Here is a 16,798-nt window from a genome sequence, read left to right as displayed (position 1 = left end):
TCCGCAGCGGCCCTGAACGTTGCCTGCCTGCCCGTGTCGAAGCGCGATGCGGGCCTCAGGGGCATATGCCTGTTGACATCCTTGTAGAGCAGGTAGCGGAACGGACCGGGTCCACCGGCGTAACAGGCCTGCGGGCAGAAAGCACGCAGCCACATGTAATCGCCAGCTTCCACTTCGACCCAATCCTGGTTGAGCCGGTAAACGGCCTTGCCTTGCAGCACGTAAAGGCCATGCTCCATGACATGGGTTTCGGCAAATGGAATAACCGCGCCCGGAGCAAAGCTTACAATGTTGACATGCATGTCGTGCCTCAGATCGGACGGATCGACAAACCGCGTGGTCGCCCATTTACCGTCTGTTCCGGGCATGACAGAAGGCGTGATCTCGCTTTCATGCGTTACGAACAGTTCCGGCCAGTCCAGGCCTTCTACCGCTTCGTAAGCTTTTCGAACCCAGTGAAAACGAACGGGTGCACTGCCATCGTTCTTGAAAGTCCAGTCCGACTGCGGCGGGAGGTAGGCATAACTGCCTGCCCGTAGATTGTAGGTCTGGCCCTCGGCGGTCAGGCGGCCTTCACCTTCGACGACAAACAGAACACCTTGCGCCATAGGATCGCTTTCCGGTCGGTCGGATCCACCACCCGGGGAGACTTCCATGATGTATTGCGAAAAGGTCTCCGCAAAGCCGGACAAGGGCCTCGACAGAACCCAGAGCCGCGTGTTTGTCCAGAAAGGCAGCGAACTCGTCACGATGTCCCGCATGGTGCCGCGCGGGATCACCGCATAGGCATCGGTAAACACGGCGCGATCGGTCAGTAGCGTCTCCTGACCGGGATGACCGCCTGTTGGAGCAAAATAGGAATGGGACACGGGCCACCTTTCTTCTTCTGATTGGTTGACCGTGACTATGGAGATCATTGCCGCAATGGACCATGGGGGATGTGAAATGAGATCCTTTCTGAAAAACAATAAAATAGGTCTGCCGCAACTTTTCCGGCTGGAAGTCGAAAACGGTGCACGTCCACGGGCGTTTGAATAGTGCGGTGTGTGTATTGCCGCAATTTTGCACATGCACCGAAGACTTACTGAATCCTTAATCTATTATCAGGGGTGATTTGAAAAAGGTTCTTGTAAATTAATCAAATGTATTAGGGTCAGTTTATTTTTGATTTTTCATGATGATTCTCGAGTTAAATTTTGAGTGGGGAATAAATCATGAAGAAAATCTGTTTGGCTGCTGTTCTTACGGCTATATTTACAGTGCCGTTGTCAGCGAAAGAAGCTCTAACCTTGGGGACAGGGGACAGTCTGCCGTTTGCAAGTGTCGGGTCGAATGGTGACCCAGTCGGTGTTTTGGGGGACACCAGCGATAAAATCCTTGAAGAAATGGGGTACGACGCGACAGCAACTCATCTGCCCTTCGCGCGGCTCTACAAATCCATTCATAAAGGTGACATCGATGTCGCTATCGGCGTGTTGCGAACGGAAGAACGTGCAGCTCAGGCGCATTACAGCGACCCTATCCTGACCGCATACAACATCTTGATTGTGAAAAAAGGACAGAGCTTCGACTTTGCGTCTCTCACTGACCTCAAGGGTAAGAAAATCGGTGGACGTCGCGGTTTTGCATATCCGGCACTGGACAGCGCCGGTGTTGCCGTTGAACCGGCCAAAGATGACGAAACGAACCTGAAAAAGGTGCTTGGTGGACGCCTTGACGCAGCCATTTTCTCTTCAATTGCCTCCCTGTCCCGGCTCGATGAAAGTGACCAGCGAACCGACGTCGAACTGCTTCCGCTGGCGGTCGGAACCGTGCCATTGGGCATTGCCTTCGCAGATGAAAAATTCTCCGCCGAGGACATTGCGAAATTCAACGAAATGCTGATCGCCTTCAAGGCATCGGATGCCTATTCGACAACGCTCTCCAGGTACGGCATCACGGATTACGTCAAGGATTGGCCAATAGCCAAGTAATCGGCAGCGGTCCGGCGTGCGGACTGCGTACCAAATCAGGCGATAGCAGCTTCGGGAGCTGAAGTCGGGACATCAATCCAGTGCTCGACCGGTTCCCGTGGCAGGTCATGCCGGGACTTTCTCTTCAGTCCTTAAAGTCGCCGATACCTATAGGGAGAAATCATGAAATTCTGGCAATCGGTAAAATTCACCACAACCGTGCCCATCGTCCTGGTCGTCGCGGCGGTATTTGTTGCTTTCGCCTATATCTCCGCCATGCAGCGGGTTTCAGCGGTGCAACAATCCTATGAACAGCAAATCGCCATGAGCGCAAATCTGACCAACCAGGCTTTGGGAAATGCCATCTGGGATTTTGATCAGGATCTTGCCGACAGTTTGCTTGCACCGCTTCTGGACAGTGGTGATTTCGCCTGGGCAGTGGTCCAGGAAGCTGACGGCAGCATTTTTTCCTCCCTGGTAAGGGAAAGCGATCTCCAGGCCGAAGCGCTCATCAGCCGCGTGCCGGAAGAAATGCGCAGCGACCTCGCGTCGCTCCAAACCGCGTTTTTTAATGATGCGAAATATGAGATCGGCATCAAGCCGGTCGTCCGCGCTGACGGAGATCAGGCCGTCACTCTCGGATATTTCTATGTGGGGTTCGACAAGGCGGGAATTGAAAGTGCGCGTAACGAGGCGCTGATGACCGCCCTGGCCATTACGTTGGTCGCCATTGTCGCCGTGTCTCTGGTTCTCGTTGCCCTGATCCGCAGGATAACAGGCCAAATCGGCAGTCTTTCGCACATCATGACCGACCTTTCGGAAGGCAGTTACGATACAGATATTCCTTTTGTCGGGCGTATGGACGAAATCGGGCAAATGGCGCGCACGGTTGAGGTTTTTCGCAACAACGGCCTGCGGCAGCGCGAACTGGAAGAGGATCAACAGCAGAATATCGAAAATGAACGTCAGCGACAGAGCCGTCTCGATCAGCTCATATCCGACTTCCGTGTTGATGCCGAGCGCCTGTTGCAGCCTGTCACGCAATCGACCGACAGCCTGGGAGAGATATCGGGTAGCCTGACGGAGATCTCGTCCGTCAACACCGAGCGGGCGGCTTCCGTTGCAGTCGCGACCGAACAGGCCTATGCGAGCGTTCAGACCGTTGCCTCCGCGTCAGAGGAACTGTCGTCTTCGATCGCTGAAATTTCCCGGCAGATTGCCGAGACCAGCGAGGTCGTATCCAAAGCCAACTCAAAGGCGATGTCGGCAAATGAACAGGTCGCCAGCCTTGCCGCTTCGGCGCAGAAAATCGGCGCGGTTCTTCAGTTGATTCAGGACATTGCGGAGCAAACGAACCTGCTTGCCCTGAACGCGACAATCGAGGCTGCACGTGCCGGAGAAGCGGGCAAGGGGTTTGCGGTGGTCGCCGCCGAGGTCAAGGAGCTTGCGACGCAAACGTCCAACGCAACGGAGGAAATTTCCAGTCAGATCAACGCGATCCAGGGAGCGTCTTCCGATTCCGTCGCGGCAATCGAGGAAATCGCCAGCATCATGGAACAGGTGAATGAATTTACCGGATCCATAACGGATGCCCTTGAACAACAAGGCAGCGCAACCGCGGAGATCAGCAGTTCGATCCAGGAAGTTGCCTCCGGAACACGCGAGATCAGCGAGAACATGACCGGTGTCAAATCCGCGGTGGATGAAACTACTCAGTCTGCCGGAGCGGTTTCACGAACCTCTTGCGAGGTCGCGGACAACACCGGAAAACTTGCCGACAGGATCGACGGTTTTCTAGGACAGGTCGCGGCAGCCTGACAGGTTGGGTCAATGATAAGCGCATTCCGGTCACGGCATCTCGGTGTGACCGGAATGTATTGCCTTCAAATCGCTGCACGAAATTCTTCAATCCGGTGGGAAACAGGGCAAGCCAATCGTTGTTATTCGACTTCCCGGTTCATCCGCCGCTGTCTTTGATCGGGGCGGAACTGACCCAGAGCTCCTCGGATTCCTCGTCCCCCAGCACCTTTGAGAAATGCGGCTTGCTGGTGTCGTGATGGATGCAGTCGCCTGGGGTCAATATGAAGACATTGTTTCCCAGGTGATACTCCAGGCTGCCGGACAACAGGTAGCAGAAGACCTCGCCTTCATGCTGCATATGCTCCGAAACATGTCCCGGTGGTCGGTGGATGATGCAGGGATATGTCAGGGCCCCGGGAAATCCGGGGCCAAGTTTTTCATACAGACGTTTGGACTTTCCAAGAACATAAGTTTGCCGTGCATCCTTCGAGACATATTCCGAATAGGGTTCCGGCACCTTGATGAGCTGTTCGAGGCTGGTTTGAAGGGCGCCTGCAATGCGCATGAAAGAGGAGAGCGATGGTGAGCTGATGCCGCGCTCGACTTGTGACAGAAACCCGATTGTCAGATTGGTCGCCTTGGCGACATCATCCAGCGTCATGCCCAGGGCTTTGCGCCTTTGTCTGATGACGGCACCGTAATTCGGTGTCTCGTGTTCAGCTTCTGGCGTGGCCGTCTGACCGCTTGTTGTCATGAATATCCTCCCTGCCGGCGCTTTCTTATATCGCCTCGGACTGCGTATATCCAGCCTTTGGCAAATATCAAAATTTATCAATACTAAAAATTTTTTTAGTAAGCAAAAACAGTGATAAAAATCAAAAAAAGACTTTGATTACATTATGTTAGAAACTGAAAGAAATTTTAGCAAAAGCTAAAAATGGGGCAAATTTAAGAGATATACTAAAAAAATATCTTGCGGAGGCAGGTCGATTGACTAAGCTTTGGACCATCATGACCGGTGCATCTGGGAGGACACACCATGAAGGCTGCAGCACTTGCCATCGGGCTGGCAATGAGTACGGCTCTGGGCGCTTACACGATCGGAACGGCTGACGCGGTTGAGCGCGGCGGAACATTGAATTTTGCAAGATATGACGGATCGAAACTGGTCGATCCCATCTATGCGGACCGAAATCCGGACATCTGGATGGTCGGAAGTCTGTTCAGCACATTGCTGGAACCCAATGCCGACGGCACGGATCTCGTAGGTTCGTTGGCGGAAAGCTACGAGGTTTCCGCCGGCGGCAAGACGATTTCGCTCGTTCTGCGTGAAGGAGCCAAATTCTCTGACGGCAGCCCTGTCACGGGAGAGGACGTTGTGTTTTCCCTCGAACGGGCCCGCAATCCGGATCTAGGACCATGGGCAGGTCTCCTGTCGGCAATTTCCTCAGTTGCTGCGGATGGTCGCAACATCACCATAACTCTGGAAAATCCGGATCCGGCACTCCTTTCCATGCTGGCAACGTTCAATACGGCGATTGTCTCCAAGAAGGCTTTTGACGCGGCTCCCGGGGCAACCGATCAGGAAAAATCCGCCGCCCTGTTCGCCAAGGGCGGTCCGGGGGTCGGTTCCGGCCCATTCTTCCTGTCCGGGTTTGAGCAAGGCACTTCGATGACCTTTTCGGCCAACCCGCATTACTGGAAGCAGGGTGAAGACGGCAAACCGCTGCCTTATCTGGACAAAGTCGAATTCCAGATCATTCCGGACGATGCCACACGCGTGCTGAAGTTGACGGCCGGTGAGGTTGATGTCGCGGAATTCATCCCGTTCTCGCGTGTTGCGGAGCTGGATGCGGACCCGGCAATCAACATGAACCTGTATCCCTCGACCCGGATCATCTATTCGCCGATCAACACCCGGGAGACACGGGCGGACGGTTCGCCAAATCCACTGGCCGACAAGCGTGTCCGGCAGGCAATCAATTATGCGACCAACAAGGACGCCCTGATTGGTCTGGTGCTTCAGGGCGCGGGGAAACCGATGTCGTCGCCCGTCATGTCGTCATCCACGCGGCTCGCTGTCGATATGAGCCCGCTTTATGGCTACGACATGGACAAGGCAAAAGCACTGATCGCGGAAGCCGGTCTTGAGCCCGGCACTGAGATCACGCTGACGACCCTTGCGGGCTCTGCCGACGACGGGACCATTTTCGCAGCGCTTCAGCAGATGTGGGCGCCACTGGGCATCACTCTGGTCGCCGAACAGGTCGATGGTGCGACCCGGGGTGCAAAGAACAGATCCGGCGAATTCGACATCCACACCTACGGCTGGGTGGACGATGTCGCCGATCCGAGTCAGGTAACAGGTTGGCTCGGTTACTACCCGACCCGCAAGGCTGTCGGGACCGGTTGGAACAATGCGGATTTCAACGTGTTGTACGAAGCCTCGTCCTCGGAGATGGACCCGGAAAAACGTGCGGATCAATACAGGCAGATGCAGGAGATCTATGCCGAAGCGGCTCCGCTCCTGTTCATGTACGAAACGCCGTTTGCCGTTGCGGTTTCCGGAAAGGTGAGCGGTTACCTGCAGACGCCTCTCGGTAACAACGTCTTCGAAAACGTTTCGCTGGGGCAATGATCGCAAGCGCGGTCTGAAGATCGGGAGGTGAGGTCAGGTCAGTCTGATCTCACCTCCCGGCTGTAAGGGAAATTGGCGACGGACAAATGGCCGGTTTGCAATATACCTTGAACCGAATGGTTCTGATGATTCCGACTTTCCTTCTGGTCATGATCATCATCTTTCTGCTGGTCCGGCTGCTTCCCGGTGATCCGGCGATAGCAATCGCCGGGGACAAGGCCTCGGATGCGGATATCGCGGCGATCCGCGACCGGCTTGGACTGACCGCTCCACTCTGGACACAGTTCTGGTTGTTCCTCACCAACACGCTCCAGGGAGATCTTGGCCGGTCCATCCTGATGCGCGCGCCCGTGCTGGATGTTATTCTTGCGCGCTTGCCCACAACAATCTTTCTTGCTGTCTATGCAGTCAGCCTGTCCATTCTGATCGCCGGACCGCTGGCCTTCCTCGCGGCCGTCAATCGGGGCAAGTGGCAGGACAATCTCATCCGGGCTGTATTCCAGGTCGGGCTGTCAATGCCGGTTTTTTACATCGGGCTTGTCTTACTGACTTTTCTGGCCGCGCAATTGCGCCTGTTTCCGGTTGGTGGATATGGCGAAACGTTTGTGGACCGGCTGTACCATCTCTTTCTTCCGGCCGTAACGGTTGCTCTCTACACCTCGGCAATCCTGATGCGAAACCTCCGGGCGGCGATCATCGAGGTGCTGGATGCCGAATATGTTCAGTTCGCGCGTGCCAAAGGGCTGCCGTCGCGGTTGATCCTCGGTCGGCATGTTCTGAAGAATGCACTCATTTCGACCATCACATTGCTCGGCCTGTCGATCGGTCAGCTGATGAGCGGCACGCTGGTCACCGAAACCGTGTTTGCCGTGCCGGGTGTCGGGCGCTTGATGCTGGAAGCCATATTTGCCAGGGACTATCCGTTGATCCAGGGACTGACATTGACCTTCGCCGTGCTGGTGTCGCTGGTCTTCCTGATGACGGATCTCTTCCAGAGCTGGCTTGATCCAAGGATGCGGCTGTCATGAGCGATTTGTCCCTGTCTCCAACTTCGGCACCTGCCCGCAAGCCCGGTCGCCTCCGAATGGCTCTTGGTAAACCCGGCTTCATGGTGGGGGTCACGATCATCGCCCTGTCGACCGTGCTTGCCCTGTTTCCAGGTGTGTTCGCCCCCTACGACCCCAACTTCATCGACTATGTGGCGGTGCGCCAGCCACCCAGCTGGCAGCATCCGTTCGGAACGGATCTTCTTGGAAGGGACTCGTTTTCCAGGGTCATCTGGGCCTATTCGGTCAACATGCAGATGGCGATACTGGCCACGATCTTCGCGCTGACCATCGGTGTCGTGATAGGCGCGCTGGTAGGATATTACCGCGGGATCGCGGACATGATTTTCGGCCGTGTCGTCGATGCCATCATCACGTTCCCGTTTCTGGTTCTGGTGATCGCGGTTGTCGCAGTGCTCGGACCGGGTCTCGTCAATATGTATATTGCCATCACGCTTGTCGGCTGGGTGTATTACGCTCGCCTGATGCGGGCGGAAGTGATTTCCCAGATGGCCAACGACTATGCTTCGGCGGGCATCGTGATGGGGTATTCCGATCTCCGCATTATCTTCCGCCACCTGCTGCCCAATGCCATCACACCGATCGTCGTCTACTGGATGACCGATATGGCACTCGCCATTCTTCTCGGCTCTTCGCTCGGATATCTCGGTCTCGGGGCACAGCCGCCTCAGGCCGAATGGGGCGTCCTGATCGCGGAGGGGCGAAACTTCATCACCACCGCCTGGTGGCTCAGTCTGATGCCTGGTATCGCTATCGTTCTGACCGGGCTTGGGTTTTCCCTGATCGGGGATGGAATTGCAGATCTCTTGAGGCCGCGCGGATGACATTGAAAAGCATTCAAACTCCTCTTCTGGAGGTTTCCGATCTTTGCACCACTTTCTGGGCGGGGACGGCATCAATTCCAGCTGTCCGGGATGTCAGCTTCTCGGTTAACAAGGGTGAGGTTCTTGGGCTTGTCGGAGAAAGCGGTTCTGGAAAAAGCGTGACCTTGCGCTCGATCCTCGGATTGTCGCGACGTTACGGCGAAACGACCGGGTCGGTGATGTGGCGCGGTCAAAATCTCGTCGAGACGCCAGAAGCAGGCATGCGCCGGATTCGCGGCGGTGAAATCGCCATGATCTTCCAGGAGCCCATGACGTCGCTCAACCCGCTTTTGACCGTTGGTGTCCAGATTGACGAGACCTTGAAAGCGCATACCGACATGTCGGCTTCGGAGCGAAAGAAACGGGCGGTCGAGATGCTGGATGTCGTCGGCATTCCGGCGGCTGGTTCGAGGCTTGGCGAATATCCGCATCAGTTTTCCGGTGGTATGCGCCAGAGGGTGATGATTGCCATCGCCCTGGCGGCCCGGCCGAAAATGCTTTTGGCCGACGAGCCCACAACTGCACTTGACGTGACGATCCAGGCGCAGATCCTGGATCTTATCCTGTCGCTGGCGCAGGACTTTGACATGGGGGTCGTTCTGGTCACCCATGATCTCGGTGTTGTGGCGCAAACCTGCGATCAGGTTGCGGTCATGTATGCGGGGCGAATTGTCGAGCAGGGGCCGGTCCGCCCTGTGTTGCGCGCACCGCAGCACCCATATACGGTCGGCCTGATGCGCTCGGTGCCGGAAAACGTTCCGCCGCGCACACCGCTCTATTCGATCCCGGGAACGCCGCCAAGCCTGCTCAACTTACCCGCAGGGTGTGCCTTTGCCGCTCGCTGCTCACAAAAGACAACTGCCTGCGACACCAGCAGACCCGAACTCGTGGGTGCCGGTACCGGCCGAACCGTCGCCTGTTTCAATCAGGTCAAGAACGCGGGAGGAGCAGCGGCATGAGTGAACCAGTGCTTGAAGTCCGCGATGTCAGTCTCTCTTTCAAAGGCAAACGAACCGTACTCGATGTGGTCAGCAATCGCCCGCCTCGCAATGTGAACGCGCTCAATGGTGTCAGTCTGGACCTGCAGCGCGGAGAAACCCTGGGTGTTGTCGGCGAGTCCGGGTGCGGAAAATCTACGCTTGCACGCTGCATTGTGCGCCTGCATGAACCAGGCGGTGGTCAGGTTCTCTTTCATGGCAAGGATGTATTTACGGCGCAGGAGCGCAAGGACAGGACCTATAACCGCCGTGTCCAGATGATGTTTCAGGATCCGTATTCGTCTCTCAATCCGCGCATGACAACCGGCCAGATCCTCAGCGAAGCCTTGCGCGTTCACGAGATGTGCAGCGAAGCGGAGTTACCCGGGCGTCTGGCAGATCTCATGGAACTTGTTCAGTTGCCCGCTGATGCGCTTGATAAGTATCCGCACCAGTTTTCAGGTGGTCAACGGCAGCGGATCGCCATCGCGCGGGCCCTGGCCGTTGAACCCGAGGTGCTTATCGCCGACGAACTTGTTTCAGCTCTTGATGTGTCCGTGCAGGCTCAGATCGTCAATCTGCTGCTGGATCTACAGCAACGCCTTGGCCTGACAATCCTGTTTGTGGCGCACGATCTGCGCCTGGTGCGCCATGTTTCCAATAGGGTTGCGGTCATCTATCTCGGCCGGATTGTCGAACTTGGCGACAGCGAGACACTCTTTGCCAAGCCATCCCATCCCTATTCACAGGCATTGCTGAGTGCAGCACCGTCGCTGGACCCGGACGACAAGGGCAGGAAAATACATCTTGAGGGCGAATTGCCGTCTCCTCTGGATATTCCTCAAGGGTGCCCGTTTCATGTGAGATGCCGACATAAAACCCCCAAATGCACAACCGAGCTTCCGGAGCTGCGCCCGATCCCGGGGCGCGGCGCGGCCGCTTGTCACCATGCTGAAGAGATCGAGAATGCCTGACAACCGTACTGCCGCTCTGCTCGACCGCGTCGCCTCGTTGCGCAACGAGATGAAAAAGCGTGACCTGGACGCCCTTATCGTTCCGCGTTTCGATGCGCATCAAGGCGAGTATGTTGCCCCCCATGACGAACGCCTGGGGTTCTTGACCGGATTTACCGGTTCGGCCGGCGTTGCCATTGTCACGCAAGACTGCGTGCGCCTTTTCGTCGATGGTCGCTATATCGTTCAGGCGCAGAACCAATGCCCTGGCGATCTGGTCGATCGGGACCATATTTTTGAAAACCCGCCAGAGAACTGGCTGGCAGAAATCGCCCAATCAGACTGGGTTATCGGATTTGATGCCATGTTGTTGCCGCCAAACTGGGTCAGGCGTTTCGAAAAGGCGGCTTCAACGGCGGGTGCGAAGCTTGAAGCGTTGCCGGACAATCCGGTTGACGCTGTCTGGGTCGGCCAACCCGCAGAACCAACCGGCACCATCAGCTCGTTCCCGCTGCAGTTTGCCGGTGTTTCCTCCACTGGCAAGCGAGATCAGATGACGACGCGCATGGCGTCGGAAGGAGCGGACTTTCTCGTGGAAACGCAGCCGGACAACATTGCCTGGCTTTTGAATGTCCGGGGAGATGACGTCGCTTACAATCCGATGCCTCAGTCTTTCTTTTTGCTGGAAAGGTCCGGTGCCGGTCATTGGTTTGTAAATCGCGAGAAGTTCGACGACGGGCTGACCGACCTTCTGCCGGATTGGCTGCAAATTCATCGGAAAGACACTTTTCTGGAACTGCTGCGCAAACAGGTTCAGCCTGGCGACAAGGTGATGATTGATCCTGATTTTTCACCTTCGGCGGTTACGCAACTGGTTGAGGACGTGAAGGCGGACCCGATCCACAAGCTAAGCCCGGTCACATCGGCGAAGGCGCTTAAAAATGCAACCGAACTTGAAGGACTGAGGGCGTGTCACATAGAAGACGCAGTGGCCTGGGCAACGTTCGGGAAGTGGCTTCACGCGACTGTTTCATCGCGAGCCGCGAATGGAAACCCGGTAAGTGAATATGAAGCGGAGCAGAAGATCCTTGAAACGCGCCGTGCGCGGCCGGGCTTTTTAAGCGAGAGTTTCCGGACAATTTCCTGCGCCGGCGCAAATGCTGCCATGTGCCATTATGCGGCCGACCCGCATGTTTCCGCCCCCATTCTTCCGACAGCTCCATATCTGCTGGACAGCGGCGGGCAATACGAAACCGGCACGACAGACGCGACCCGGTCCTTCAGTTTCGGAACTCTGCCGCCCGGTTATGCTGAGGCCTACACAGCCGTTTTCAAGGCACTTCACGCCCTCGCAACCATACGGTTTCCGAAAGGCACGCAAGGGCACCATATCGATGCAATCTGCCGACGCCCGCTCTGGGACCTTGGTCTCGATTACGACCACGGCACCGGGCACGGCATCGGCCATCGCCTGTCAGTTCATGAGCAGCCTCAACGTATCGGAAAGCCTTATAATCCGGTCGACCTGGATCCCGGTATGGTTCTGTCGATCGAGCCTGGATACTACAGGGCCGGGGGGTACGGGATCCGGCTTGAGAACCTGTTCGAGATACGGCAGGCCGAGGACGGGTTTCTCTATTTCGAGAATATGACCTGGATCCCGATCCAGACGGATGCGTTGGTTCTGGAACGTTTGTCTGAAACCGAAATCGACTGGCTCAACAATTACCATGCAAACGTGGAAGAACTTGTCGGCTCCAGATGCTCTGAGGACGTCAGGAGCTGGCTTTCGGCTGCCTGCAGGCCGGTGGATCGCGCGCGGTCAAGTTGGTCGCAGGCGATTTAAACCTCGGTTTCAGAAGGCATCAATTGACTTGAACCGGATCGGGCGCTTTGTAACGGTGCCCGTCCCTGCAGGTCTCACTGGCATTATTCCGGCGCGCATGTGGATGCGGATAAGCCCACAGTCTTTACTCTGATCGCGATTCAGGTACTCATTCTGCTGACGGTGTCGCAGTCGTCAGACGGCAATGCCTTAAGGTTTTTATCACCGTCCCGAATTGCTAGGCGCGCCGTCAAACAAGTTTTGGCCGCGAACGGCATCGCCTGCCTATCTCGGGACACCGGTGCATCAAGATCATGGAAGGATCTCTGCAAATGCATGTGCTTATCACAGGTGCAGCCGGAATGGTGGGCCGGAAACTGGTGCAGAATCTGGCTGCGGATAGAGCTCTATTCGGGTTTGAAGTCACCAGATTGACGCTTGCAGATGTTGTCGGGTCACCTGTTCCGGAGGCTCTTCAGGAGTTCACGACGGCGCTGACGGTTGATCTGGCGCGACCTGGTGACCCTGAAAAACTCATTGCCGGTCGGCCGGATATGATTTTTCATCTTGCCGCGATCGTGTCCGGAGAAGCGGAGATCGATTTCGAGAAAGGGTATGCGATCAATCTGGATGGCAGCCGGTCAATGTTTGACGCCATACGCTGTGAAAGCGACCGTGAACCGTACCGACCACGGGTTGTCTTCGCATCTTCGCTTGCCGTATTCGGTCAACCATTTCCAGCCAAAATTGGCGACGATTTTTTTACCACTCCGCTGACCAGCTACGGCACGCAGAAGGCGATTTGCGAACTTCTCCTCGCAGACTACACCCGCAAGGGTTTTTTCGATGGCATCGGGATCCGCTTGCCGACAATCTGCATCCGGCCCGGAAAACCGAACAGGGCAGCCTCCGGCTTTTTCTCGAACATATTGCGCGAGCCTCTTGTCGGGATGGAGGCCGTGCTGCCTGTCGATGATACGGTACGCCACTGGTTCGCCAGCCCGCGCGCCGCAGTCGGTTTCTTTGTCCATGCGGCTCAACTGGACACGTCGCTTCTTGGACCGCGCCGCAGTCTCACCATGCCGGGACTGTCGGCACTCGTCAGCGAACAGATTGACGCCTTGCGCCGAGTCGCCGGAGACAAGGCGGTGGCTCTCATTCGCCGCGAGCCCGATCCTGAAATTCGCAAAATCGTGGCTGGGTGGCCTGCCGATTTTGATGCCCGGCGCGCAGGAAATCTGGGTTTCAAGGCGGAAACCAGTTTCGACGAGATTATCCGCATTCATATTGAAGATGAGTTGGAAGGCAGAAATCCATGACCGGCGAGAACGTTGATGTAAAAGGTAAAATCGCATTTGTCACCGGTGGCGGCACAGGTGTCGGCAGAGCGGTTTCAAAGGGATTGAGCCTTGAAGGATGGCACGTCGTTGTCGCCGGGCGCCGCGCGGATGTGCTCAGCCAAACCGCTGCAGACCTAACAAGCGAAACCGGATGCGAAGTCTCGTGGATAGCGACCGATGTCGGGGATCCGGCTTCAGTGCGTTCAGCCTTTGACAGGATCGAGAAGGACCACGGCCGTCTCGACCTTCTCGTCAACAATGCCGGAGTCGGCAACTCGCCGGTTCCCCTGGAAGAAATCAGCTTTGAGGAATGGTCCAACGTGGTCGCCGCGAACCTTACCGGGGCCTTTCTGTGTACGCAGCAGGCCTTCCGGTTGATGAAGGCGCAAGCGCCGCGCGGTGGCCGGATCATCAACAACGGTTCAATTTCAGCAACCACTCCGCGGCCGAATTCCGCACCTTATACTTCGACAAAACACGCGATCACCGGCCTCACCAAATCAACGTCCCTCGACGGGCGCGCCTTCGATATCGCCTGCGGCCAGATCGATATCGGCAACGCGGCCAGTGACATGACCGCCAAGATGAGCGCGGGCGTTCCGCAGGCGAATGGCGAACTGGCGAGCGAACCGACGATCGATCCGGCCCATGTTGCACAAGCAGTCGTCTACATGGCCGGATTGCCGCTCGACGCCAACGTTCTGACCATGACTGTCATGGCGACGACGATGCCGTTTGTGGGAAGAGGGTAGAGAGACTTCTGAAAGGACATTCGACATGTCGCAAATGATGGTGAACCTCATCGGAGCCGGTCGGGTCGGCCAAACGTTCCTCCGCCTTTTGAGCGATGTGCCCGATTGCACCATTCAGGATATTCTGAGTCACACCTATTCCTCAGCCGAAAATGCAGTCAGGTTCGCCGGAGCAGGTCGCGCGGTTCACGATTACACACAGCTTCGTCCGGCCGATCTCTGGATACTGGCGGTGCCTGATACGCAGATTGCCGTGGTGGCGGAACAATTGGCAGGTGCACTTTCGAAACACGAAAGCAACCAGTCGATTGTCATTCATTGCAGCGGTTTTTTTGCCGCTGAGCAAATGTCGGCTCTCCGTCAACTGGGTTGGAAATTGGCGAGTGTGCATCCTGTTTTGACGTTTGCCACTCCGGAGCTTGCGGTCAGGCAGTTCAAGGGTGTTTTCTGTGGCATTGAAGGGGATGCGGCTGCCCTTGAAACTCTCAATCCGCTGCTGGAAAAAATCGGCGCAAAACCGTTCCCCGTCGAATCGGAAAGCAAAAGCCTTTACCACGCTGCCGCGGTGATTTCGAACAACTTTACAGTCGTGCTGCAGGCCATCGCTCGCGAAGCTTGGGCCGAGGCGGGAGTGCCCGGCTATGTCGCCGAACAACTAAATAATTCAATGCTGCGGGCGACCTACGAAAACGTGTCTTCCGAGGGACCGCAAACAGCGTTGACTGGTCCCGCTGCGCGCGGGGACGAATATGTGGTTACGAAGCAGGGAGAGGATGTCGCCAGGTGGCATCCGGCCGCCGGAAAGATCTATCAGGAGATGAGCCAGCTGGCCCACAGGCTCAAATCTCGGGGAACGACCCTGGATCCTGAATTTACCGACACGTGAAAAGGCGATGTCGATGTGAAACTGGCTGCAAATTTTGTGAAATTCGGTTTGTCCGGACACGAAAACGCTCGTGTCCGGATGCTAAAATGATAGCATTCACGGGCGGCCTGGGCCTTGGTTTTCGAGGCACATCAGAAACATTCATACCGACGACATGCGTAAAGAAAAAAAATCCGAGACGCTCGAAATACGTTTGAGCCACAGGGAAAAAACCGCCTTCGCCAACCGTGCTGCGGAACGGGGGGAAAGCATGAGCGCGGCCATGCGCCGGATGATTGCCGAGGATGATGTGCCTTGTCCCAAACCGAAGGAGGTTTCTGTGCTCAGGAAAGCATCGCTCGTTGTCGCCCCGATCGCCATAGTCGCATCGGTCATCGTAGCCATTTCATTTTCGTTTGAAGGAGCGCAAGCGCGCACGGATTTCAAAGGCAATTTCCGGTTAAAGGATGCCAATGGCGATGGCTTCATAGATCGCCAGGAAATGATCGCGGTCATGCAAAGACGATCCGACAAGGTCGATCTGCCACCTGCATGCGACGGAACGGAGCTCGCACGAAGATGGACGTTCACACCTGAAGTTCTGGCTGATGGTGAGATCGAATTTGCCGATGGAAACGGCGATGGCAAGCTTACACTACGAGAAGTTGTCGCTGCTTTTGAACGCCAGCGCGCGGATCAATTTGTTCAGGCTGACGTCGATTCGAACGGGTATGTCACCCATCAGGAACTGGAAACGGCCATGCGTGCTGACGAGGTGAATGTCAGCGAGAAATGCCGTAAGGCCATCGGAATGCATGGTGCGTATAAGGCAGCAGAACATATCGCCTTTCTTGATCGCGATGGAGACCAGCTGGTGAGCCTGCGCGAGTTTGTGGATCACTAAAGCCACACATTTGCCCTTCTGCCGTAGTGCATTTGAGCCGGTCCGCTCTGGGCCGGTTTTTCCAAAATGGAGCAATTGAATGAAAAAGGCTTTTGTCGCCAGTGCAGCGCTTGTGCTTGGCATATCCCTTCAGGCTGCTTCGGCTCTTGCGTGGGACAATCCCAGCGAACGCTATCTGGAGGCGCACAAGAAATATGCGGATGCGGACTGCCCGATTGAAGCGGGCGGCATGTCTCACTTCGTCTATTTTGCGCGAGACCGTGATGCCATTCGCGATCACGTTCTCCTGACCAGTGACAGTTTTGATGGTGCACAGATCATGTATCCGTGGAGGCAACTCGAACCCATCGAAGGCGAATATGACTTTTCAGCCATTCGAGCCGATATCGACTATCTTGCAGCGCATGGAAAACGCCTGTTCCTGCAATTGCAGGACGCGTCCTTTTCACCGAATTACAAGCCTGTGCCGGAATACATTCTGAGTGCCGACTATGGCGGTGGGGCCGTTCCACAATTTACGGAAACTGGAGACATTGAAGGATGGGTTGCCAAACGATGGGATGACAGGGTTCGAACGCGCTTTGCAGCTCTGCTTGCTGCGCTTGGCGAGGAATTCGACGGCGAAATTGAAGGCATAAACCTGCAGGAAACAGCGATCGGGGTCTCCCCGGAGACCGATCCTTCGTTCTCACCGGGTCACTATGCAGAAGGGTTGAAAGCCAACATGCGGGCTATGAAGGCGGCCTTTCCGGTTTCCACAACAATGCAATATGCCTATTTTTTGACCGGTGAATGGATGCCGTGTGTAGATGAAGGTTATCTGATAGGGCTCTACGTTGTTGGCGACGTGTTAGTCTTCGGT

Annotated in this window: 15 protein-coding genes; 13 read left to right on the top strand and 2 right to left on the bottom strand. The window is 56.0% G+C overall.

Annotated features, from left to right (window positions below):
- On the bottom strand, positions 1–869 hold an 869-nt coding region (locus K5905_RS08795; protein ID WP_297582619.1), incomplete at its 3' end, for a bifunctional allantoicase/(S)-ureidoglycine aminohydrolase.
- Between the two features lie 345 nt (positions 870–1,214).
- On the opposite strand from K5905_RS08795, the gene K5905_RS08790 reads away from it, so the two are divergent.
- Together K5905_RS08790 and K5905_RS08785 are read left to right on the top strand one after the other, a co-directional pair.
- The gene (locus tag K5905_RS08790; RefSeq protein WP_297582617.1) at positions 1,215–1,973 is read left to right on the top strand and encodes an ABC transporter substrate-binding protein; all 759 of its coding nucleotides are present in this window, start codon (positions 1,215–1,217) and stop codon (positions 1,971–1,973) included.
- Positions 1,974–2,135: 162 nt separating this feature from the next.
- Entirely contained in the window at positions 2,136–3,770 is a 1,635-nt protein-coding gene (locus K5905_RS08785) for a methyl-accepting chemotaxis protein (protein ID WP_297582615.1), read from the top strand.
- 139 nt (positions 3,771–3,909) lie between these two features.
- Here the strand turns inward: K5905_RS08785 and K5905_RS08780 are convergent, their stop codons facing one another.
- Complete coding sequence (locus tag K5905_RS08780) at positions 3,910–4,506, bottom strand: XRE family transcriptional regulator (protein WP_297582612.1); 597 nt, start codon at positions 4,504–4,506, stop codon at positions 3,910–3,912.
- Between the two features lie 285 nt (positions 4,507–4,791).
- On the opposite strand from K5905_RS08780, the gene K5905_RS08775 reads away from it, so the two are divergent.
- The 11 genes from K5905_RS08775 to K5905_RS08725 form a co-directional block, all read left to right on the top strand.
- On the top strand, positions 4,792–6,390 hold the full coding sequence (locus tag K5905_RS08775; RefSeq protein ID WP_297582610.1) for an ABC transporter substrate-binding protein: 1,599 nt from the start codon (positions 4,792–4,794) through the stop codon (positions 6,388–6,390).
- Between the two features lie 86 nt (positions 6,391–6,476).
- On the top strand, positions 6,477–7,418 hold the full coding sequence (locus K5905_RS08770) for an ABC transporter permease (protein WP_297582608.1): 942 nt from the start codon (positions 6,477–6,479) through the stop codon (positions 7,416–7,418).
- On the top strand, positions 7,415–8,281 hold the full coding sequence (locus K5905_RS08765; protein ID WP_297582606.1) for an ABC transporter permease: 867 nt from the start codon (positions 7,415–7,417) through the stop codon (positions 8,279–8,281). Before K5905_RS08770 ends, K5905_RS08765 begins: the two co-directional genes overlap by 4 nt.
- Positions 8,278–9,279: an ABC transporter ATP-binding protein gene (locus tag K5905_RS08760; RefSeq protein ID WP_297582603.1), complete on the top strand. Its 1,002-nt coding sequence runs from the start codon at positions 8,278–8,280 to the stop codon at positions 9,277–9,279. Before K5905_RS08765 ends, K5905_RS08760 begins: the two co-directional genes overlap by 4 nt.
- A complete protein-coding gene (locus K5905_RS08755) occupies positions 9,276–10,271 on the top strand; it encodes an ABC transporter ATP-binding protein (RefSeq protein WP_297582600.1) in 996 nt (331 codons plus the stop codon). The genes K5905_RS08760 and K5905_RS08755 overlap by 4 nt, the downstream gene beginning before the upstream one ends.
- Complete coding sequence (locus K5905_RS08750; RefSeq protein ID WP_297582597.1) at positions 10,264–12,096, top strand: aminopeptidase P family protein; 1,833 nt, start codon at positions 10,264–10,266, stop codon at positions 12,094–12,096. Before K5905_RS08755 ends, K5905_RS08750 begins: the two co-directional genes overlap by 8 nt.
- Positions 12,097–12,407: 311 nt before the next feature.
- Positions 12,408–13,394, top strand: coding sequence for a D-erythronate dehydrogenase (denD, locus tag K5905_RS08745; RefSeq protein ID WP_297582592.1), 987 nt, complete (start codon positions 12,408–12,410; stop codon positions 13,392–13,394).
- Positions 13,391–14,167 carry an SDR family oxidoreductase gene (locus tag K5905_RS08740; RefSeq protein ID WP_297582590.1) on the top strand — a complete coding sequence of 259 codons (777 nt, stop codon included), beginning with the start codon at positions 13,391–13,393 and terminating at the stop codon, positions 14,165–14,167. The genes denD and K5905_RS08740 overlap by 4 nt, the downstream gene beginning before the upstream one ends.
- 25 nt (positions 14,168–14,192) lie before the next feature.
- Positions 14,193–15,053, top strand: a complete 861-nt coding sequence (locus K5905_RS08735) for a Rossmann-like and DUF2520 domain-containing protein (protein WP_297582587.1) — start codon at positions 14,193–14,195, stop codon at positions 15,051–15,053.
- Between the two features lie 154 nt (positions 15,054–15,207).
- Positions 15,208–15,936: an EF-hand domain-containing protein gene (locus K5905_RS08730; protein ID WP_297582584.1), complete on the top strand. Its 729-nt coding sequence runs from the start codon at positions 15,208–15,210 to the stop codon at positions 15,934–15,936.
- 79 nt (positions 15,937–16,015) lie between these two features.
- Positions 16,016–16,798: hypothetical protein (locus tag K5905_RS08725; protein ID WP_297582581.1), on the top strand; the 783-nt coding region annotated here is incomplete at its 3' end.

Origin of the sequence: Roseibium sp., from assembly GCF_025698965.1 — a bacterium.
Lineage (GTDB): Bacteria > Pseudomonadota > Alphaproteobacteria > Rhizobiales > Stappiaceae > Roseibium.
Note: the sequence above shows the minus strand (reverse complement) of the source record. Positions and strands in the feature narration are given on the sequence as shown.